15 protein-coding genes and 1 pseudogene are annotated in these 22,141 nt (G+C 33.8%); 7 read left to right on the top strand and 9 right to left on the bottom strand.

Annotated features, from left to right (window positions below):
- Positions 1-6: 6 nt before the first annotated feature.
- Together KO493_RS11020 and KO493_RS11015 are read right to left on the bottom strand one after the other, a co-directional pair.
- Positions 7-1,101 carry an ABC transporter permease gene (locus tag KO493_RS11020; protein ID WP_216068024.1) on the bottom strand — a complete coding sequence of 365 codons (1,095 nt, stop codon included), beginning with the start codon at positions 1,099-1,101 and terminating at the stop codon, positions 7-9.
- 9 nt (positions 1,102-1,110) lie between these two features.
- Complete coding sequence (locus KO493_RS11015) at positions 1,111-3,261, bottom strand: carboxy terminal-processing peptidase (protein ID WP_216068499.1); 2,151 nt, start codon at positions 3,259-3,261, stop codon at positions 1,111-1,113.
- A 166-nt stretch (positions 3,262-3,427) separates the two neighbouring features.
- On the opposite strand from KO493_RS11015, the gene surE reads away from it, so the two are divergent.
- From surE to KO493_RS10990, 5 genes are read left to right on the top strand one after another with little or no spacing between them, the layout of a single operon-like run.
- Entirely contained in the window at positions 3,428-4,204 is a 777-nt protein-coding gene (surE, locus tag KO493_RS11010; RefSeq protein ID WP_216068023.1) for a 5'/3'-nucleotidase SurE, read from the top strand.
- Complete coding sequence (locus KO493_RS11005) at positions 4,197-4,481, top strand: hypothetical protein (RefSeq protein WP_216068022.1); 285 nt, start codon at positions 4,197-4,199, stop codon at positions 4,479-4,481. Before surE ends, KO493_RS11005 begins: the two co-directional genes overlap by 8 nt.
- A gap of 45 nt (positions 4,482-4,526) precedes the next feature.
- Positions 4,527-5,639: a lipid-A-disaccharide synthase gene (lpxB, locus tag KO493_RS11000; RefSeq protein WP_216068021.1), complete on the top strand. Its 1,113-nt coding sequence runs from the start codon at positions 4,527-4,529 to the stop codon at positions 5,637-5,639.
- A gap of 7 nt (positions 5,640-5,646) precedes the next feature.
- Positions 5,647-6,219: a C40 family peptidase gene (locus tag KO493_RS10995; protein ID WP_252723218.1), complete on the top strand. Its 573-nt coding sequence runs from the start codon at positions 5,647-5,649 to the stop codon at positions 6,217-6,219.
- A 23-nt stretch (positions 6,220-6,242) separates the two neighbouring features.
- A complete protein-coding gene (locus tag KO493_RS10990) occupies positions 6,243-8,282 on the top strand; it encodes a ComEC/Rec2 family competence protein (protein ID WP_216068019.1) in 2,040 nt (679 codons plus the stop codon).
- A gap of 10 nt (positions 8,283-8,292) precedes the next feature.
- Here the strand turns inward: KO493_RS10990 and KO493_RS10985 are convergent, their stop codons facing one another.
- The 4 genes from KO493_RS10985 to KO493_RS10970 all read right to left on the bottom strand — a co-directional run bounded on the left by KO493_RS10985 (position 8,293) and on the right by KO493_RS10970 (position 14,296).
- Positions 8,293-8,841, bottom strand: a complete 549-nt coding sequence (locus KO493_RS10985) for a thioredoxin family protein (protein WP_216068018.1) — start codon at positions 8,839-8,841, stop codon at positions 8,293-8,295.
- Between the two features lie 88 nt (positions 8,842-8,929).
- Positions 8,930-10,507 carry a peptide MFS transporter gene (locus KO493_RS10980; protein WP_252723217.1) on the bottom strand — a complete coding sequence of 526 codons (1,578 nt, stop codon included), beginning with the start codon at positions 10,505-10,507 and terminating at the stop codon, positions 8,930-8,932.
- 12 nt (positions 10,508-10,519) lie between these two features.
- On the bottom strand, positions 10,520-12,067 hold the full coding sequence (locus tag KO493_RS10975) for a peptide MFS transporter (protein ID WP_216068017.1): 1,548 nt from the start codon (positions 12,065-12,067) through the stop codon (positions 10,520-10,522).
- Positions 12,068-12,112: 45 nt separating this feature from the next.
- Complete coding sequence (locus tag KO493_RS10970; protein ID WP_216068016.1) at positions 12,113-14,296, bottom strand: S9 family peptidase; 2,184 nt, start codon at positions 14,294-14,296, stop codon at positions 12,113-12,115.
- A 333-nt stretch (positions 14,297-14,629) separates the two neighbouring features.
- On the opposite strand from KO493_RS10970, the pseudogene KO493_RS10965 reads away from it, so the two are divergent.
- A pseudogene (locus KO493_RS10965) lies at positions 14,630-15,949 on the top strand (hydroxymethylglutaryl-CoA reductase, degradative); the annotation flags it as partial.
- Positions 15,950-15,952: 3 nt separating this feature from the next.
- Positions 15,953-16,858 carry a GYDIA family GHMP kinase gene (locus KO493_RS10960; RefSeq protein WP_216068014.1) on the top strand — a complete coding sequence of 302 codons (906 nt, stop codon included), beginning with the start codon at positions 15,953-15,955 and terminating at the stop codon, positions 16,856-16,858.
- Between the two features lie 14 nt (positions 16,859-16,872).
- Here KO493_RS10960 and KO493_RS10955 read toward each other — a convergent pair whose 3' ends face one another.
- From KO493_RS10955 to KO493_RS10945, 3 genes are all read right to left on the bottom strand, one after another.
- Positions 16,873-17,964 carry a bile acid:sodium symporter family protein gene (locus KO493_RS10955; RefSeq protein WP_216068013.1) on the bottom strand — a complete coding sequence of 364 codons (1,092 nt, stop codon included), beginning with the start codon at positions 17,962-17,964 and terminating at the stop codon, positions 16,873-16,875.
- Positions 17,965-18,189: 225 nt separating this feature from the next.
- On the bottom strand, positions 18,190-18,636 hold the full coding sequence (locus KO493_RS10950; protein WP_216068012.1) for a protein-disulfide reductase DsbD domain-containing protein: 447 nt from the start codon (positions 18,634-18,636) through the stop codon (positions 18,190-18,192).
- A gap of 8 nt (positions 18,637-18,644) precedes the next feature.
- Positions 18,645-21,449: a M16 family metallopeptidase gene (locus KO493_RS10945; RefSeq protein WP_216068011.1), complete on the bottom strand. Its 2,805-nt coding sequence runs from the start codon at positions 21,447-21,449 to the stop codon at positions 18,645-18,647.
- Positions 21,450-22,141: the final 692 nt, after the last annotated feature.

The raw sequence follows: 22,141 nt of genomic DNA, 5'->3' as shown, positions 1-22,141 counted from the left end.
AAAATTCTAACCTTTCACATCAAGAGCATCTCTTAAAGCATTTCCAATAAGCATAAATGCCATAACTAAACTCATAATACACAGTCCTGGAATAATAGCTAAATAAGGTTTTCCTAAAATTATATAGTTATAATGATCTTTGATCATTGCACCCCAACTTGCCATAGGTGATTGCGCACCAATACCTAAAAAACTTAAACCACTTTCTATTAAGATTGCCGCGGCAAAATTAGCTGCGGATATAACGATAACTGGCGCCATAATGTTTGGCAAGATATGCTTTGTAATAATCCTGAAATCATTATAACCCAAGGCCCTAGCCGCTGTAACATATTGCATTTCCTTGACACTAATTATTTGGCCCCGCACTACTCTAGCCACTTCTACCCACATGGTTAGTCCTACAGCTATAAAAACTTGCCAAAAACCTTTCCCTAAGGCCAACGTTATCGCGATAACCAATAATAATGTTGGAATTGACCATGTTACGTTTATCACCCACATAATTATAGCATCCACTTTACCTCCAAAGTACCCAGCTAAACTTCCCATAAGAATCCCTATGACCAATGAAATAAAAACCGCTACAAACCCAATAAAAAAAGATATGCGCGCCCCCACCAGAACCCTACTTAACAAATCTCGCCCGTACTTATCTGTACCAAACAAAAAGGTTCTTTCCTTAATAAATGCGCCCAGAGACTCATTAGGAAAAGCACTTAGTTTTATTGATTTCTCGGCTCCTTCAATACCATTCGAAGCATATTCTTTATATACTAAATGATCGTTTTCAACTTCAAATCCTGAGATTGGTATTTCAGTATCCGTGTTTTTTTTTCCGAAGAATATTTTATCGAATACATTTTGCTTGACCTTAATTTGAGAAGGTATAGTAAGCATAGTAACTTCAAAGCCTGGCTTTTTAGAATGTATTGCCAAATGCATTTGATTAGCGTGCTGAGAATTATCTGGAGCAACCACATACGCAAACACAGAAATCAAACCTACTAAACCAATAAAGTATAAACTAAATACGCCCCAAAAGTCCTTTTTAAACTTTTGGAGCGCTAATTGCTTTAGTGATTTTGATTTATGACTCATAAAACAAAACTACTTTTTTTCTGATGCTCTATTTGTTGTAGCCACTTTTTTTTGAGGATAGGTTGATTGTAAATCTTCTAATACATTTAAAGCTTCTTCAACATAAACATCTTGACTTAAATTTTCATGCCAGCGTTCTCGCTTTTCTTTAAGATCGGTCGTATCTTTTGTGAATAACGATTTCTCATAAGATGTTGAACTAAATTTTAAATTTGTCTGATAATCGGATATGGCATCAAAACGAGCAGCTTCACTTTCATTTCGTTTATTCTCGGCATTATAAGCCTCATAATTCAACGAATAAACACTCTCGTCAATTTTAGTTTTAACCCATTTAGCATTTTCACCAATTAACCTTAATTGTTCGTTACGGGCCATACGCTCTTTACTTCTCCTTACGGTTTCATCATAATCGTAATAACTTTTCCAAGGGGTAAAAGGTGCTGCATCAATTTCATCCCAAGGTAATGGGTTTTCTTTATCCTTTTCACCTACATCAATATAACTGAAACGACCAGGCACTTCAACATCACTTTTAACGCCTTCTAATTGCACAGAACCACCAGTAACTCTATAATATTTCTGAGTTGTCACTGCTAGAGCACCAAGATCTCCACTTGTATTATTCCTTAACATGTTGTTCAAATTTATTACATTTTGAACGGTACCTTTTCCATAAGTTTGTTTACCACCAATAATAATGGCACGTTTATAATCTTGCATGGCTGCCGACATAATTTCGGAAGCTGAAGCTGAAATTTCATTAACCAAAATCACCATTGGGCCATCCCAGGTGATCGATTTATCTTTATCCTTTAAAATTTCCTTTGTTTCACCAGAAGATCGCACCTGCACTATTGGCCCGTCTTTAATAAACAAACCTGCCATCTCTACAACAGTTGGTAAAGACCCTCCCCCGTTATTACGCAAATCCAGAACAAGACCTTCCATACCATCTTTTTTAAGACGCTCTAATTCCTGTTTAACATCTTTTGAGGCATTTACATTTTTATAATCTTTAAAATCTACGTAAAAGGCAGGCAAGTTGATTACACCAAACTTTTTACCATCCTTTTCAACAATGGATGATTTTGCATAGGTTTCAACCAACTCGACAACATCTCTTACAATAACAACATCCTTAATCGTGCCATCTACTTTCTTAATTGTCAATGTGACTTTAGTTCCTTTTGGACCTTTGATATACTTGATAGCATCACCAATTCTCATACCAACAATACTAATCGCATGGTCTTCATATTCCTGTTTCACCTTCAAAATAATATCTTCAACATCAAGTTTTTTACTTCTCCAGGCTGGACCTCCCGAAATCAACTCAACAATTTTGATATAATCCATACGTTTTTGTAACCTTGCTCCAATTCCTTCAAGTTTACCTGACATACGCTGATCGAAATCCTCCTTATTCTTAGGAGCTAAATAGTAAGTATGTGGATCATATTCTTCAACAATTGAATTCACGTATACAGCAAAATAATCTTCACGTTTTAAATCGTCAATATTATCATGATAATGAATATCAATAGATTTCAACGTTGATTCACGTGCTTCCTTTTCTATTTCGTCTTTTGATTTCATTACATAAGAAGGGTCTTTCTCTTTAGCTAATTCTTCTTGTTTAAGTAAATCGTCATAATTAGAAATGGTTGAAAATTTTAATAGCTGTCTCCAACGTTCACGCATTTGCTTTTTATAACGTACAAATGTCGTTTTATCATAATCTGTTTCGTAGCTCTCATCTACCCTATAATCAAAAGGTTTTGAAAGTACATCTTTATACATGGCTTCACCTTCTGCAATACGTTCTATTAAACGTTCATGAACGACATCAAAAAATGTAATTTCTTTATTTTTAATCTGCTCATCTAACAAGAATTTATACTTTTCAAAATATTCAATATCCGAGGCATAGAAATAACGTTTTACAGGGTCTACCGCTTGAATGTAGTGGTTAAATAATTTTTCTGAAAATTCATCATCTATATTAATAGGGTCCACATGTCCCTGTTCTAGTACAAATGTGATAATTTGAATGAGTAATTTATCCTTATCTGGGTTACTGAATTTTTTTGTCGTAAAACTGCAAGACGCAAATGCCAACAAAAACAGAAGCAAAAGCACCTTATAATTCCTTTTCATAATTTTCTTCATCATTAATATATTTAGTTCAACAGGGGAAATAGCATATTTTTTGACTAAAATAAAGAAAAAACCATGCTAAGCAACTAATTTTTTGTTAAACCAAAGAAATTAAGGGTAAACAGTCGAAATTACGTATTTTAGCCCAGCTATTTAAAAGATAAAAATGACAAAAAAGCCACTTATTTTAATCACTAACGATGATGGTATTAGTGCACCAGGAATTAGAACTTTAGTTTCTGTAATGAATACTATTGGCGACGTCGTTGTTGTAGCCCCCGACAGTGCTCAAAGCGGTATGGGGCATGCGATCACCTTAAATTCAACGCTTTACGCGGAAGAAGTATTTATCAACGACGGACCGCAAAAAGAGTATAGCTGTTCAGGTACACCGGCAGATTGTGTAAAGATCGCCATTCGTGAAATCTTAGACCGCAAACCAGACCTTTGTGTTTCAGGCATTAATCACGGTTCGAACTCCTCAATTAACGTGATTTATTCAGGTACCATGAGTGCAGCCATTGAAGCCGGAGTTGAAGGCATTCCTGCAATAGGTTTTTCACTCCTAGATTACGGCTGGAATGCTAATTTTGAGGCCTGTGAAACCTACGTCAAAACCATTACAGAAAACGTTTTAAAAAATGGAATACCAAATGGCGTTGTGCTAAATGTCAATCTACCTAATATGCCTAAAAAGGACATCAAAGGCATTAAAATATGCAGACAGGCTAAAGCGAATTGGGTGGAAAAATTTGACAAGCGACAAACACCTCAAGGCAAAGATTATTATTGGCTTACCGGTAAATTTGTTAATTTAGATGGCGGAGAAGACACTGATGAATGGGCTCTTGAAAACGGATATGTTTCTATTGTTCCTACACAATTTGACTTAACAGCTCATCATTTTATTAAAGACTTAAACACATGGAATTTAAATGATTAAAAAGGATGTTTTTATTGGAATGCTTATTGGCCTTATTGCTAATAGCATAGGATTATTTTTAACAGCAACATTATTAGGACAAGGTGATGACTTTACAACCGTAATTAAAGCAGCTGCTAATGAAGGTTTTCTTGGAAAACTGATAAGTTTAGGAGCCATTTTAAACCTTATAGCCTTTTTTGTTTTTATAAGAAAACGAGAAGATTACAAAGCGCGAGGCGTTTTATTAATAACCGTTTTTATTGCTGTTTTTACGTTTATCTTTAAACTTTTTTAAACGAAAAATCTCGGTCTGTTTTTTGACTAAAACCATGTTAATATTATGAAATATTATATCATAGCAGGAGAAGCATCGGGCGACTTACACGGATCTAACCTAATTAAGGCGTTACATAATACTGATGTACACGCCGAAATAAGATGTTGGGGCGGCGACCTTATGCAAGAAGCTGGCGGAGATTTAGTAAAACATTATAAGGAACGCGCATTCATGGGTTTTTCTGAGGTTATCATGAACCTGAATAAAATCTTCAAACTAATCTCCTTTTGTAAGAGTGATATTGAAGTTTTCAAACCAGATGTTATCGTTTTTATTGATAATTCAGGATTTAATTTACGCATAGCCAAGTGGGCCAAAGAAAAAGGGTTTAGAACAAATTATTATATTTCACCGCAAGTTTGGGCCAGTAGAGCCAGTAGGGTCACGGCTATAAAGCGCGACATTGATAAGATGTTCGTTATTCTACCTTTTGTGAAAAGTTTTTACAAGACCTATAATTATGAGGTAGAATTTGTAGGACATCCGCTTATAGACGCCATTGCTAATAGAGATCAAATAAATGAGTTTGATTTTAGAAAAGCGCACCATCTTAGTGATAAACCTATTATCGCGCTATTACCAGGAAGTAGAAAACAAGAAATCACAAAAATGCTTGATGTCATGTTAAGCCAAGTCGATAAATATTCAGACTACCAATTTGTTATTGCCGGTGCGCCTAGTCAAGAACATGACTTTTACAAAACATTTATCAAGTCGGAAAACGTTAAATTTATAGCGAACAAAACCTATGAATTATTAAGTATTTCTTATGCTGCGCTGGTTACTTCGGGCACAGCAACTTTAGAAACTGCCTTGTTCAAAGTCCCACAAGTAGTATGTTATAGAGCGAGCAATATTTCTTACCAAATCGCTAAACGTATTATTACATTAAAATTTATCTCTTTAGTAAATCTCATTATGGATCGAGAGGTAGTTACCGAGTTGATTCAAAATGATTTTAACAAAAAAAGGCTTAGTGAAGAATTAGATAAGGTTTTAGATGAAGAGTTTCGTGAGCAGCAATTTTTAGATTATTATGAATTGGAACAGACTTTGGGCGGAAAAGGAGCAAGTAAAAAAACAGCACAATTAATTTATGACAGTGTTAAAGCATAATTTATATATGAAAAAAAGCCTCATTCTTATTCTATGTCTTATTTGCTTTAGCCATTGTAAATCCTCCAAACGAGCTAAAAAAAATAATACCGTTAAAACACGACATGTCAACATAAAAAGTGCTCCCGATATACCTGTGGATTACGAAATTATACCAAACAAAGAGAAATCTTCAAGCGCAAAAAAATCTTCCAAATCACAAGCAGACTATATTATTGATTATGCTTTACAGTTTAAAGGGACGCGATATAAATGGGGAGGAACAACAAAGTCTGGAATGGATTGCTCTGGACTCGTTTTTGAATCTTTTAGAAGTTATGATATTTTATTGCCAAGAATATCCAGAGACATGGCAAAAAAAGGATCGAAAATTTCATTAAAAAAGGTAAACACGGGTGACTTGTTATTCTTTAAAACCGGAGGACGAAGAAACTCAATAAACCATGTAGGTCTTATTACAGCTGTAAAGAACAACGATATTGAGTTTATACACGCCACTAGTAGTAGAGGCGTTATTGTTTCTCATTTAAACGAAAAATACTGGCTAAACGCTTTCGAAGAGGCTAGACGTATTTTGTAGGATATTTTGTATATTTCGTAGCCATGAAGCTACTTAATTTTACGATTATTAAATTAACCATTTGCCTAGTTATAGGCATCCTCATTGGTTACTATTTCCAAACACCTTATTTAATTGTATTAGGTTTTACGCTAGTTTCACTCCTTCTGGTTTTCATGTCTTATCTCATGGCGAGACATCAATTTCAAAAAACGGTATGGTTTGGTCTTGCAGCCTTTCTTTCGATGATTAGCATTGGTGCATTAGTTGTACAATTTCATAATCAGAAAAATTTTCAAAATCATTTTACTCATCAAGTTCTAAAAAACAACGCAACTTTAAAAACCACGACTTTTAGAATAAAAGAAGTACTAAAACCAGGTGCTTACCATGATAAATATGTGATTGATGTCCTTTCTATCGACAATATTAAGGTTTGTGGCAAATCGTTACTAAATATAGAAAAAGACAGTTTAACCACCACGCTTCTTGTAGATGACATATTTGTAGCGAAAACGAGGTTTATGGATTTAAATAAATCACTAAACCCGCATCAATTTGATTATAAAAATTATTTAGAAAAGCAATACATTTATAATCAACTACAACTCAATTCTAGAACACTTTTAAAAGCTAATTATAAAAACCACACTGTTTTTGGCCTTGCTCATAAAATAAGGAGGCATATCAACAACCGACTTAAAGCTTATCACTTTGATGATAATCAACGTGCTATTATTAATGCACTTTTATTGGGTCAGCGTCAAGAGATTAGTAAGCATATTTATAGTGATTATGCTAATGCAGGAGCGATTCATATTTTAGCTGTTTCAGGTTTACACGTAGGGATAATTTTAATAATTTTAAGTTTCGTTCTTAAGCCGCTAGAATTTTTTAAACATGGTAAACAAATAAAAACCATATTATTAATTTGTCTTTTGTGGAGTTTTGCTGTGGTTGCAGGATTATCGGCTTCAGTAACTCGAGCTGTAACCATGTTTAGCATTTTAACTGTCGCTTTAAACATAAAACGTCCAACAAACATATACAACACTTTAGCAATAAGTATGTTTGTAATATTACTTTTTAAACCGCTATTTATATTCGATGTTGGTTTTCAGCTTAGTTATCTCGCCGTTTTTTCCATTGTAACCATCGATCCTCATTTATATAAAATATGGCAACCTAAAAATAAAATTCTAAATCTTTATTGGCACACTTTTACCGTAACAGTAGCCGCTCAAATAGGAGTAATTCCTTTAAGTCTATATTATTTTCATCAATTCCCGGGATTGTTCTTTATTTCAAACTTGGTAATCATTCCATTTCTAGGCGTTATTTTAGCCTTCGGAATTATAGTCATTCTTTTAGCCTCCTTTAATCTACTCCCAATTTTTATAGCCGATACATTCGGAAACATAATCAGCTTAATGAATACTTTAATGCATTGGATTTCGAATCAGGAAACTTTCATTTTTAAAGAAATCTCATTTAACTTATTCCATGTTTCCCTTACGTATTTGATGCTCATAGCATGCTTTATGTTTTCTCTTAAAAGAAACAGCCAATCTTTTGGACTCCTACTTATTTCGGTATTACTCCTTCAATCTTCATGGATTTATAACAAACTACAGCTTCCGTCAAATGAATTTATCATCTTTCATAAAAGTAGGCAAAGCTTAATCGGTATGTCATTAAACAATAACATGTTCATCGCTAATGATTATGATAGTATGACAACATTAAAGGATAAGATTATTAGTAATTATGTGATAGGTAATCATATAAACAGAATTGAAAAAGGCAGCGTTCGCAATGCTTATCAACTCGAAAACAAAACGCTCTTTATCATTGATAGTTTAGCCTTATACAATGCGAAAACGATACATCCAGATTATATTTTACTTAGGCAGTCGCCACAAATTAATTTAAACAGGGTAATTGATTCCCTACAACCTAAATACATTATTGCCGATGGCAGCAACTACAAAACTTATGTTAATCGCTGGGAACGCATTTGTAAAAAAAGAAACCTCCCTTTTCACCAAACTGGCAAACAGGGCGCTTTTATAATTAAATATTAATTGTGATTAATTAACTTTTAAATTCTGACTTAAAGGTTTTATAGTACTCGGTAAACTGCTCTTGCGTGGTAATGTTTTTATGATCGTCTTTGTAAAACATTTTTAAATACAACTCCAATTGTTCTGGTGTTTGATAACCTCGTATTGGCGCAATAACATCGGATTTTTCATCAAAAAACACGACTGTTGGATATGCACTAACTTGTAAATATCTTGTTAATTCATGAGCTGAATTTCTCCTACTTGCTAATTTGGGATCATACCTTGGATTAGAAAAGGTCTTCCCGTTATAGTCCACTTTAGAATTCCCTTCCGCATTAAACTTAACGGCATAATAATTTTCATTAACATAGGCTGCAACATCATTATTTTGAAATGTGTTTTTATCCAACATTTTACATGGTCCACACCAACTGGTATAGACATCCATCATAATTTTTTTAGGTGTCTTTTTCTGAAGCTCTAGTGCTTCACTCAAACTTATCCAATTGACTTTTTGAGCAACAGCTTTAAAACTAACTAAACTTAAAACTAAAGCAAATAATGCAATCCTTTTCATAATCTTATTTGTTGTAAAACGAGCTCCCAACTTACAAAAAATGCTCCTATTATGGAGCATTCTTAATAAAATTTATAATTTAAACGACTTATTTTACACCGTGCATTAATTTTTTCATGACTGGTGTTAACCCCATTACAATAAATCCTGCTATAACCGGAACAATAGTAAAAATCAAGAAAAACGTTGTTAAATCGTATTGAGCCGTAATTTTATCAATCATACCTCCCATAGTTCCAGCGGCTTTATTCCCAAGCCCCACAGCGATATACCAAAGCCCAAACATGACACCAATTTTTGCAGCTGGCACCAGTTTACTAACATAAGACAGACCAACTGGAGATAGTGAAAGCTCACCTAAAGTATGTAATAAATAAGCTAAAATTAACCACATTATACTCACGGAAGCTGTTTGTGCGCCTTGCGGAATCCCGGAAGAACCATAAGCCAAAACGCCGAAACCTAATCCGAGTAAAACTAAACCAATACCAAATTTAACTGTTGCCGGTGGATTGTATTTACTTTCCCAAATTTTTGATATTAATGGAGCAAAAGCGATAATATAAAAGGAATTCAAAATAGAGAACCAAGATGCTGGCACTTCGGTTTCAACTTCTGAAAATTGGTTTTTTAACATCCAAATTACAATTCCCCAAATAATTACGAAACTCGTTCCTAAGAAAATATTTGATAAGGCATATTTGCTGAAAGTAATTCTAAATAACTGCCATAATACATAGGTGATTATTAATAGAGGAACAACCGTAAGTAATGTATTTGCTACTCTAAAAACATTGGCTGCATTACCTTCCAAAACACGATCTGTATAATCTGCCGCAAAGATAGTCATAGAACCACCTGCCTGCTCAAAGGCTGCCCAAAAGAAAATCGTAAAAAAGGCCAAAATACCAACTACAATATAACGATCACGTTGTACATTTGCAGGAACTTTTTCTTCCTCAACAACAGGATCTTTACCTATAGTTTCTATAGCTTCATCATATTCTAATGAATCCGATGGAGACAATCCTATTCGGCCAAATATTTTTTGAGAAAACCAGAATTGTAGCATACCAAAAAACATAAAAATTCCTGCTAAACCAAATCCAAAATGCCATCCCACCATTTCACCAATGTATCCACATAGCAAAATTCCTAAAAAGGCACCAGCATTTACACCCATGTAAAAAATGGTAAAAGCACCATCTTTTTTATCCTGTGCATTTTTATAAACCCCATTAATAATAGAGGTAATATTCGGTTTAAACAAACCGTTACCTGCCACTAATAATCCTATACCTAAATACAAACTCCATGGTGTATCAAAGGCCATGGCCGCATGACCTGAAGTCATTATTAAAGCACCAATTGCAACAGCTTTCCTATAACCGAGAAATTTATCGGCAAGTAAGCCACCTAAAATTGGAGAGAAATACACTAACATAGTATAGGTTCCATAGAGCCCTAGAGCTTCCTCTCTAGACCATGCCCAACCACCATCAATTATAGATGATGTTAAAAATAGTACTAAAATAGCACGCATACCATAATAGGAAAAACGCTCCCACATTTCGGTAAAAAATAAAACAAATAAACCAGATGGGTGCCCCATTAAAAGTTTACGGTTCATGTCGGAACCTTCAAATATTACTTTAGTCATTTCCATTAAATATGTATTTTAGTTTTCTGCGATTTCGATTTCTTTTGCTTCAATAACATGTTCATTATCTTCAGCCCCATGTGTTAATCTCTTTAATGGTTTTAATATTAAAATAAACAAACCACCAATAATAACTGTAAAACTAAATATACCCGAAAATATGGCATATTCACCAAAATCTGATGCCGATTCCCCAAGAATCCCTGCTACTTTATTTCCTAAACCAGAAGATGCAAAATAAACTCCCATCATTAAGGATGCATATTTTGCTGGTGCTAATTTTGTAATAAAAGATAAGGCTACTGGCGACAAACATAATTCACCAATGGTGTGAAAAAGATAGGCAAGGACTAACCATAGCATACTAGAAGAACCAGATTTTTCAAATTCCATAACAGCGAATACCATAAATAGGAATCCAAAACCCATGATTATAATACCTGTTGCCATTTTAAATAATGAGGATGCTTCTTTGTCTTTTAGCTTTCGTTTTGCCCAAAGACCTGCTATTATAGTTGCGAATATAATGATGAAACCTGCATTTAAACTTTGAAACATTATAGTTGGCACTTGCCACCCTAATAACATGCGGTCTGTTTTGGTATCGGTATAGATATTCATTAACCCTCCAGCCTGCTCAAAAGCACCCCAAAAAATTATAACCATGATGAACGACAGTAGTAAAACAATAAAACGATCTTTAAAAACTTGTGATTCTAGTTCTCTGAAAATCATCATTAAAAGCGCAGCTATTGCCGCTAAAAACAGGAATAATAAGCCATATCCCCAATCCATAAAGTACCATCCAATAATTGAAGCGACAACCAAAATTACGGTTATAAAAAGTTGTTTTGGTGAATTTAGCAATTTGCCATATAACTTGCCGTAAGACACTTCATCTTCAGCGTTAGTCACTTCAACATGATTACCAACTTGTGCTAAATATTTTTGACCACCAATATAATTAATAAGTCCTAAAACCATAACAACTCCTGCTAATCCAAATCCGGCGTGCCAGCCATAATTAGCCACTACGAAACCAACAATAACAGTAGCTAAAAGTGACCCTAAGTTTATACCAATATAGAAAATACTAAAACCTTTATCACGACGAATATCTCCTTGTTGGTATAAACCACCAACCATGGTAGAAATATTAGGTTTTAATAACCCAACCCCAATAATGACTAGTCCTAAACCCGTATAAAAAGCCCAAATATCGGTAAGAACTAAAACACCGTGCCCTAAACAGAGGATAATAGCACCGTAAAGAACCGCTTTTTTTTGTCCGATTAACTTATCGGCAATCATGCCTCCTGGTATAGCAATTATATACACCAACATCGTGTACCAACCATATAAAGCAAGAGCTTCTTTACTAGTCCAACCTAAACCCACTCCTCTAACATCATCTCCTAAAGTAGATGCTGTCATGTATAAAACTAAAATGGCGCGCATGCCGTAGTACGAAAAACGCTCCCACATTTCGGTTAAAAATAAAATATACAAGCCAATAGGTTGGCCAAACAATTCTTTTTGATGTGGTTTTAATACCGTATCTGCCATAATGATTTTTGAGTTGGTTATTATTTTTGCGGTTATATTTAAAAGTTAGTCTATTAATTTTTCAATTACAAAGTCTGTCATTTTTTTAAATAAGTGCAACCTTGTATTTCCGCCATAAATCCCATGATTTTTATCTGGATAAATAGCCATATCGAATTGCTTATCTGCCTGAGTTAATGCTTCAGCCAGGCGCATCGTATTTTGAACATGAACATTATCATCGGCCGAACCATGAATTAATAGAAAATCACCTTTTAATTTATCAACATGATTGATTGGAGAATTCTCATCGTAACCACTAGCATTTTCTTGTGGTGTTGTCATATAGCGCTCGGTATAAATGGAATCATAAAAACGCCAGCTCGTTACTGGAGCCACAGCAATGGCCATCTTAAAAACGTCATTTCCTTTAAACAAACAATTACTACTCATAAAACCACCATAACTCCAACCCCAAATACCGATTCTGGTGTCATCAATATACGACAATTCACCTAAAGTTTTAGCAGCTTGTATTTGATCCTCTACTTCGTATTTACCTAATTCTTTTTGAGTAACTTTCTTAAATTCGGCACCTTTAAAACCTGTTCCACGAGCATCAATACACACAACAACAATCCCTTTTTGCGCCAACAATTGATACCAATAATCGTTGGCCGAATTCCAATGATTTGCTACTTGCTGAGACCCTGGACCCGAATATTGTGTCATAAATAATGGGTATTTCTTGTTTTTATCGAAATCTGCAGGTTTGATCATCCACATGTTCAAGTCGTTACCATGAACAGAAAGCGTACTAAATTCTTTTTCTGAAAGGTTATAAGCTGTAAGGTTTTGAGATACAGCAGCGTTATCCTTTATGTTTTTAATAACCGCTCCTGATTTTGAATTGTTTAATGTAAATTCTGGTGGCGTTGAAGCGTTTGAAAACGTATTAATGAAATACGAAAAATCCGCACTAAAAGCGGCTTCATTAGTACCTTCTTTTGAAGATAAACGCTTTTTACTTCGTCCGTTAAGTTTAACCGCGTATACATCACGATTAACCGAACCATTTTCAACAGATTGATAATAGATTATATCTTTGTCTTCATTATAACCATAGTAATCGGTCACTTCCCAATTACCTTTAGTCACTTGATTAATAAGTTTTCCGTTTCTATCGTAATGATATATGTGGTTGAAACCGTCCTTTTCACTGGTCCAAATAAAACTATTGTCTTCTAAAAAGGTTAAATTATCGGTAACATCTACGTAGGCTTTGTCTTTTTCTTCTAAAATTAAATCTGCTGAATTATTTTTCGTGTCAATAGACCATAAATCCAACTCATTTTGATGTCTATTTAAGAACTGAGCACTTAATATATCTGCATTATTTGTCCATTTAATTCTTGGAATATAAAAATCTTCATAATTTTTAGATACCGGTAAACCTGAAAGTTTTCCTGTTACCAAATCATATAATTGAAGTGATACTTTCGAATTTGCTTCTCCTGCTTTTGGATACTTGAAAACCTGCTGAGTTGGATATAGCGCGGTTCCATATACGTCCATTGAAAATTCAGGCACTTCAGATTCATCAAATTTTATAAAAGCGATTTTAGTACTAGCTGTATTCCATACAAATGCTCTAACAAACGCAAACTCTTCTTCATAAACCCAATCGGTAATACCGTTTATAATTTTGTTTTTTTCGCCATCAAAAGTAATTTGCTTTATTTCATTAGACTGCAAATCCTTTACAAACAAATTATTATTTTTAGCAAAAGCTACCTTAGTACCATCTGGAGAAAAGGTTGGTTCTTGAATAGCATCTTCAGTAATCAAATTTAATTCCCCATTTGCCACATCATACACATAATAATTCCCTAAGGAAGAATGTCGATAAATAGATGTTTCATTAGTTGCCAACAATACTTTCTGCTCGTTTGAACTAAAGGTATAGTCTGAAAAATAACGTAGGGCAGATAAATCTGAAGAACTTACTAGCGTCTTTACCTTTTCCAAAGTTTTATAATCGTAAATATCCACAGAGGTGCTTCGAGTAGCACGATCGAAATTTAATACCGAATATTGCTGTCCGTTTGACATGGAATGCAAAACATCCATGTATTCTGTTCTAAAACTGCCATTTTTCCAAATGTCTTCAAGGGTAATGTCTTTGTTTTGTGCTGATAGGAAAGAAGTAATAAATAAACAAACACAAAGCGATAATTTAAGATAATTCATGTAATATTTTCAATTGGTTTTAAGAAGTACATGAAACGTCGAAAAAGTCATAATTTGTAAGGCAAAAATGAGTCGGTTATTAACGTTTCAATAAAACTATTTTTTTTTCAAAATGAACTCAAGATTACTAAAAATAACGCAAAAAACAATCATTATTAACACATAAATAACACGATTGAAACATGATTAGGCTTTTTTGGTTATAATTTATTACATCCCACCACTACTCGATCTTGTTAAAAGCCCTTTCTTTGTTGTCAGTGCTCGTTATAATCAAAAGTCATTTACGCGTAATCTTATCAAGAATACTATCTTTGCACAGCAAATTACAAGGTTATGAGTAAAACGATTTCTGGCTTTTCTAAACTTTCTAAATCTAAAAAGATAGATTGGATTGTTGACACGTATTTTTCAAATGCAGAAGATGCCAAAACCAAAATAAAGCAATATTGGAATACCAATGATAAACTACAGCAGCTTCATGATGAGTTTATAGAAAACACCATAACCAATTACTATTTACCACTTGGTGTCGCGCCAAATTTCTTAATAAACGATAAGTTATACACGATACCTATGGCCATTGAAGAAAGCTCGGTGGTCGCAGCAGCCAGTAAGGCTGCTAAGTTTTGGCTAGCGAGAGGTGGATTTAAAACCACTGTAATTTCTACAACAAAAATTGGTCAAGTACATTTTATGTACAAAGGTGACTTTAAAAAGTTAGAATCATTTTTTAATTATGTGAAGCCCATACTAATTCAGGAATCGGAAGCTATAACGAAAAACATGACCAAGCGCGGTGGTGGTATTTTAGACATAGAATTGCGCGATAAAACAACTGAAATCGCAAACTATTATCAGCTCCACGTCTCTTTTGAGACCCTAGACGCCATGGGTGCCAATTTTATAAATTCATGTTTAGAACAATTTGCAAAAACTTTAAAAAACAAAGCTTTAAATTTTGATTTATTTTCTGAAGAAGAGAAGCAAATTGAAATCGTTATGAGCATTTTATCTAATTATGTACCAGATTGTTTAGTACGTGCAGAGGTGAATTGCCCTGTTGAAAAATTAAGTGAAGATTCAAACATTACCGGTGAAGCTTTTGCTCGTAAATTTATCCAAGCTGTTAACATTGCTGAAATTGAACCCTTCCGAGCCGTAACCCACAACAAAGGTGTTATGAATGGTATCGATGCCGTTGTTTTAGCAACAGGAAACGATTTTAGAGCTGTTGAAGCTGGTGTACACGCCTATGCATCTAGAAACGGACGTTATAGCAGTTTATCTCACGCTAAAATTGAAAACGGAATTTTTAAATTTTGGATGGAAATCCCGTTGGCTTTAGGAACAGTTGGTGGATTAACAGGTTTGCACCCTTTGGTGAAACTATCTTTAGAAATGCTGCATAAACCATCAGCGAAAGAATTGATGCAAATTGTTGCCGTAGCAGGATTAGCCCAAAACTTTGCTGCTTTACGTTCATTAACAACTACAGGTATTCAACAAGGTCATATGAAAATGCATTTGATGAATATTTTAAATCAGTTTGAAGCGAACGACATAGAAAAAACTGCACTAACAAAACACTTTGAAACCAATGCCGTTACCCATAATGCCGTCATTGAAGCCTTAAAAGCATTAAGAGATTAAATCGTGAAAAGTAAAACCTTTTATAGCAACGGAAAACTACTTTTAACTGCAGAATATGTCGTCCTCGATGGCGCCTTATCACTTGCCGTTCCAACTAAATACGGACAATCATTAACCATAAGTCCAATTTCTGAATCTAAAATCTATTGGGTAAGTTTTGATCATGAAGACCGGATTTGGTTTGAAGGTTGTTTCAATTTAGATAATTTTTCAACGGAAGAACAAGGCGATATCTCTAAACGAATTATTCAAATTCTAAAAGCAGCAAAAACATTAAACCCTCAGTTTTTAAATTCAACAAAAGGCTATAAGGTGACAACAAAATTAGATTTTCCAAGAAACTGGGGACTTGGAACATCTTCCACGCTCATTAACAATATTGCAAATTGGGCCAATGTTGATGCCTATCAACTTTTAAACAAAACATTTGGCGGCAGTGGTTATGATATCGCTTGCGCGGAAAATAACACCCCCATAACCTACCAGTTACAAAACGGAAATCCTATCGTGCTTCCCTGCACATTTAATCCATCTTTTAAAGACAACTTATATTTTGTTCATTTGAATAAAAAACAAAACAGTCGTGAAGGCATAAAACATTATAAAGAAGCCAAGGGAGACTCTAACTTTTCGGTAGAAGCGATTAACACGATCACTAAAGAATTACTGACTTGTATGCATTTGGAGGCATTTAAAAATTTAATTACCGAACACGAAAATTACATTTCAAAAATCACTAAACAAACTACCATAAAAGATTTATACTTTAAAGATTTTCAAGGTGCTGTAAAAAGTTTAGGTGCTTGGGGTGGCGATTTTGTTTTGGTGGCTTCAGCTAATAATCCAATTGAATATTTTAAATCTAAGGGATTTGAAACCTTAATTCCTTATTCAGAAATGGTTCGCTAATAATTTTTAATTTACTATTTTTCTTCAATATCAACAGGTCTTTTGTGCCAATAAGAGGCCAAAATAGAACCCGAAATATTCATTAACGGCCCGAAAACCGCCGGCGCCAGTCCCATGGTTGCAATTTTCCCTAAGGAGTTTGCTATTCCCGAAGCTAAACCGCCATTTTGCATACCAACCTCTAAAGCTATAGTTCTTGAATCTTGTTTATTTAATTTCAAAAGCCTGGCATACCAATAGCCTAAGAAATAACCGAAAATATTATGAATTAAGACTAGAACCATTAATAATACTCCTATTTCTAATAAATTATCACGGCCTGCAGCGGTAATTACAACAATAATTGCCCAAATTCCGAACATAGAAATTAGGGGTAATATTTTTCTAAAGCCATCCATTTTTTCCTTTAATAGTTGATTAACCAAGAGACCGGCTCCTATTGGTAAAATAATCATCTTAACGATACTCCACATCATGGCAAAAACATCTATTTCAACAAATTCTCCAGCAAAAACCTTCATTAAAAGTGGCGTTACAAAAGGTGCGATTAAAGTCGCTATAGAAGTAATCGTAATCGATAGTGCTAAATTAGCTTTGGCTAAATAAGCCATCACGTTAGATGCTACGCCGCTAGGAGAAGAACCTACTAATACAATTCCTGCCGCAATTTCAGGAGGAAAACCACTGAATTTAGCAAGAACAAAACCCATTATAGGCATGATTCCAAGTTGTGCTGAAACACCAACAAACACCCCTTTTGGTGATTTAATAACTGCTCCAAAATCCTGGATACTCATAGAAGTTCCCATACCAAACATAATGATCTGGATTAAAGGAATAATAAGAATAGTTAATTGAACATCACCCATACTCACAAAATACTGTGGATAATAAAGCGCTAAAACTACTCCTGCAAAAATAATTGCTGTAAAAACAAAACCATTCAAAGATTCAACCCCTTTACAGCCAAAGGCTAGCAAACAAAAAAAAGCAATCAATAACGGTCCGCAATCTGCAATATTTCCAGTTAAAATAAAACCTAAACTAACCAACAGAAGTAACAAGGCGAGCCCTAGGGCCACAAAATAAATATTAAGTTTACTCATATTTTGATCAGTTTAAAATCCCATGTTTAGCGCTTCCACATAATACATAAGACGGTTTTTCAGATTTAGATTAACGTTGCTCAATATAAGAAAAAAAACATTTTTAATAAAGTAGAAGGTATTTTAAAAAGGCAGCGTTATTCTATTTTCAACCTTATTGAATAAAAAAATCCCAGATTAATTACTAACCTGAGATTTTATAACATAAATTTTATTTTGATGGTTTTATTTTATCTTAAAAACAAGATCTACTTCTTTTGGAGCTAAACACTGTGTGTCGTTACAAACCATGAATTCTACAACAGCTTTGATGTCAAATGATTCGTTGTTTTTCAGCTTCACACGTTGTTTAAATTGTGCCTCTTTATCAAAAAACTTAATAACCATTTCGAAAACTGGATCATTTACTGTATGTCCAGCACCTTCTTTTGTATTTCCTTTTTTTAAATAATATGAATTACCTTCAAAAGTAAAGCTAGTAGGAATTGGACCATTATCAGGAACCGATTGCGAATATAAATGCCAGCCCGCTTCTATTTTTGCAGTGGCAATTAATACCGCTTCTGTGTCCGATATTTTATTTACATTGGTTTGCCATTTCACAGGATCATGAATCTGAGAGTAAACTATTGTACTAAGGGTTACCGTAAGGATAAAAACAAGGTTTTTCATATTCATATTTAGTTTTTGGGTTTAATGACAACTTCATAAGTTTTCGCTTTTTTAAGCACATGTTTTACAAATGATTTTATATCCTTAACCGAAATTTCATTTATAATCTTCTCAAAGTTTTCAGGACTATTCATATTATAACCTTCTCTATAAAAATTTGTTAGCAGCGTCATATCATAACTGTTATAATCTTGCTGTTGTTTGCGCTCCTTTAAGTAATTCGTAGTTGTTTTATCTAAATCTACCTGATTAATTTCACCTTTGGCTATTTTCTTTAATTCAGCATGTACAATACTTATTAGTTGTTCAACTTTTTCAGGATTACAGTCGAAATTAACACTAATAAATGCTTGCTCTAAAGGTCGTTTTACGATGCTAGCTAAGGCGCTCGCGCCATAAGTACCTCCTTCTTCTTCTCTTAAAGTTTCTGTAAATCTTAATTGCAAAATATCACCAACAGTTTTTGCTATTATTTCATTTTCTAAACTATAATCCATATTGTTTTTATATGCAATATGCACAGTACTTTTGGGGTCTTCCATTTTTATAAATACATCCTTATCTATTGAATTGCTTACCCAATTTACAGAATTATCTTTCCAAGTTTCCTTTTCCTTAGTAGCAGGAATACTAGCAATATACTTCTCTAATAAGGGTTTTAAGGTTTTTTGATCGATATCTCCAACAATGAAAAATTCAAAATCAGCAACATTTTTAAAACGATCTAAATAAATAGATTTCATTTTATCAAATGTCATTTTATTTGCATACTCTCTGGTAAACAAAGCCCTTTTAGGATTATTTTTGCCATAAACAGCTATCGTGACACTATCATTTATTTTTTGATTAACATCATTACTTCTTCTAATAATGTAATTATCAATTTTACCCATAAGCACTTTATAGGCATCGTCATCAAACCTTGGTTTAACAAAACGCAAATAAATCATTTGTAATAAAGTCTCAACATCTTTTGTAACAGACGATCCGGTAATGCTCTCTGTCAATCCGTTGACTTCTATATGGGTTTTTGCTGTTTTGCCAGCTAAAACTTTTGCCAAATCGGTTGCAGAATAATTACCTAAACCAGAACTTGCGATGAAATTTCCTAACAGGTCTGCCGAAGGTAAATCATCATTATTTAATAAAGATGTCCCACCATAACTTATAGCTCTTAATTGCACATCATTTTTATTTTTATTAGCATATTTATAATGCACCGTTACGCCATTAGTTAGTCTAAACGTCGTTGCTTCAATGGCTTCATTATCTCTTTCAGTTCTAATCTCACCAGGAATAATTTCGATACCAGACATCAAAGCTTTACCACCGAAATCATCAAAATACGCCAATAACCTCTCATCATTTTCAACTGTACTGATAATATCGAGTGCCTCAGATTCTGTCAGATTATTTTTTCCTTTTACACCAGTGACAATGAGCGATCTATTCTTTTGAGTGTATAACTCCTTTAACCGATTATGTATATCATCTGCGGTCAATTTATCAAGAATAATTTTTACTAATTCATAATTCTTAGTAACATCTGAAAGTGTTGTATTCTCCAAATAATTCTTTTGAATTTCCGAAGCAATCCTTTTGTGAGATTTATCATCTACCTTAGTTATTTGCGTTTCATACGAGTTTTTAATTTTAATTTCTGTACGCTCAATTTCACCTTCAGTAAAACCAAATTTAACCGCTCTGTTTAATTCCTCTAATCCGGCTTTAAAAGCTTTATGTTGCTCATTTGGTTTTGGGTAAATATTTAAATTCAAACTGTTAGTTGTTCTGGTAAAATTACCATAGCTAATTCCAGCTCCTAAGAAAGGTGCATCCGGTTTCTTCGAAATTTCCCTAATTCTAGATGACAGCATAGATATTATCATACGATTAATTAATGATTGTCTTAAATCTGCAACAGTTTCATTAGTTAATGCTTTTTGATGACGAATACTAAAATTAATCTGAGATGTTGTTACTTCCTCGTCCATAGCTAGGCTATATAACATCTGATTATTATCTGGAATATTTACTAAAAATCGTTCTTTAGGATTGTCTACTGCTGGTATTGGTGTAAATAACTTTATGATTTTACTCTCTACAGTATTCACATCGACATCTCCAATAATGGCAATAGCTTGCAAATCGGATCTGTACCAATCGTGATAAAAATCACGAAGCGCTTTATATTCAAAATTTTCTACAACAGACATGGTACCAATAGGCATACGTTTAGAATAGATCGTATTATTAAACATAGTTGGTAGTGATTGTTTCAAAACACGCATCCTACCACTCTGCCTTGTTCGCCATTCTTCCTTTATAACACCACGTTCTGCGTCAATCTCTTCATCTGTTAATAACAAATCATTCGACCAATCGTGTAAAACTAGCAGACAGGTATCAATTAATTCTTGGGTAGCAGGAATATCATTCATATTATATACCGTTTCATCGAAACTTGTATAGGCGTTAATATCCTTTCCAAATACAGCACCATGCTTTTGAAGTGTGTTTAAAATGCCTTTGCCTTCAAAATTTTTGGTACCATTAAACGCCATGTGTTCTAAAAAATGTGCCAACCCTTGTTGGTCGTCATTCTCTAAAACAGAACCTACATTTTGAATAATATAGTAGCTAACCGCCTTTTTGGTAACATCTGTATTATAGATATAATACGTTAAACCATTAGGCAATACCCCTTTTTTTATTTTAGAGTTTGTAGATAAAGGTTGACTGAGATCTAACGATTGTGCAGCTGTATTTAAACAGACTACAAAAACAACTAAGAGTAATAAAATACGCTTCATTAATTATGGATTTGAATAATTATTTAATTATGATTAAAAAATAAGATTTTAAAATTAAAGATATCATTTTGTTCTGAAGTAATTCACTATAAATTCACTTTTACAAATACATCGTGAAGTTAGAGGTGAGTAAGAGTTAGTAACCCAGACATCAATAAATACAATATCCGATTATTACACTAACTTGATTACACAGAGTTCCGCCAAGGGTTTTAGATACACAGAGAAAAAAATATGCATAAGAGTCCAACAACAAAAAACTAACAACCAACAACCAATTATAAGACACAGATTTCACAGATTAACACAGATTTCACTATGAGTAGGTTATTACACAGAGTACCACCGAGGATTTCGCAGAGATACACAGAGAAAAAAATATGCGTAAGAGTAAGAGTCCAACAACAAAAAACTAACAACCAACAACCAATTATAAGACACGGATTTCACAGATTAACACAGATTTCCCAATGAGGAGGGAGGTTATTACACAGAGTTCCGCCGAGAATTTCGCAGAGATACACAGAGAAAAAAATATGCGTAAGAGTAAGAGTCCAACAACAAAAAACTAACAACCAACAACCAATTATAAGACACGGATTTCACAGATTAACACAGATTTCCCAATGAGGAGGGAGGTTATTACGGCTCAACCATAAAACTTGGGGAGAATCTTATCTTTGCAAAAAAAA

Source organism: Pseudotamlana agarivorans (assembly GCF_018860245.1).
GTDB lineage: Bacteria > Bacteroidota > Bacteroidia > Flavobacteriales > Flavobacteriaceae > Pseudotamlana > Pseudotamlana agarivorans_A.
This window is presented reverse-complemented; position numbering and strand designations above follow the sequence as displayed.

What these genes read in the sequence shown, in the direction of transcription:
- KO493_RS11005 (WP_216068022.1), top strand. Translation starts at nt 4,197, where the DNA reads ATGATTAAAAAGGATGTTTTTATTGGAATGCTTATTGGCCTTATTGCT.
- KO493_RS10970 (WP_216068016.1), bottom strand. Translation starts at nt 14,296, where the DNA reads ATGAATTATCTTAAATTATCGCTTTGTGTTTGTTTATTTATTACTTCT.
- KO493_RS10975 (WP_216068017.1), bottom strand. Translation starts at nt 12,067, where the DNA reads ATGGCAGATACGGTATTAAAACCACATCAAAAAGAATTGTTTGGCCAA.
- KO493_RS10980 (WP_252723217.1), bottom strand. Translation starts at nt 10,507, where the DNA reads ATGGAAATGACTAAAGTAATATTTGAAGGTTCCGACATGAACCGTAAA.
- KO493_RS11015 (WP_216068499.1), bottom strand. Translation starts at nt 3,261, where the DNA reads ATGAAAAGGAATTATAAGGTGCTTTTGCTTCTGTTTTTGTTGGCATTT.
- KO493_RS10945 (WP_216068011.1), bottom strand. Translation starts at nt 21,449, where the DNA reads ATGAAGCGTATTTTATTACTCTTAGTTGTTTTTGTAGTCTGTTTAAAT.
- lpxB (WP_216068021.1), top strand. Translation starts at nt 4,527, where the DNA reads ATGAAATATTATATCATAGCAGGAGAAGCATCGGGCGACTTACACGGA.
- KO493_RS10985 (WP_216068018.1), bottom strand. Translation starts at nt 8,841, where the DNA reads ATGAAAAGGATTGCATTATTTGCTTTAGTTTTAAGTTTAGTTAGTTTT.
- surE (WP_216068023.1), top strand. Translation starts at nt 3,428, where the DNA reads ATGACAAAAAAGCCACTTATTTTAATCACTAACGATGATGGTATTAGT.
- KO493_RS11020 (WP_216068024.1), bottom strand. Translation starts at nt 1,101, where the DNA reads ATGAGTCATAAATCAAAATCACTAAAGCAATTAGCGCTCCAAAAGTTT.
- KO493_RS10990 (WP_216068019.1), top strand. Translation starts at nt 6,243, where the DNA reads ATGAAGCTACTTAATTTTACGATTATTAAATTAACCATTTGCCTAGTT.
- KO493_RS10955 (WP_216068013.1), bottom strand. Translation starts at nt 17,964, where the DNA reads ATGAGTAAACTTAATATTTATTTTGTGGCCCTAGGGCTCGCCTTGTTA.
- KO493_RS10950 (WP_216068012.1), bottom strand. Translation starts at nt 18,636, where the DNA reads ATGAAAAACCTTGTTTTTATCCTTACGGTAACCCTTAGTACAATAGTT.
- KO493_RS10995 (WP_252723218.1), top strand. Translation starts at nt 5,647, where the DNA reads ATGAAAAAAAGCCTCATTCTTATTCTATGTCTTATTTGCTTTAGCCAT.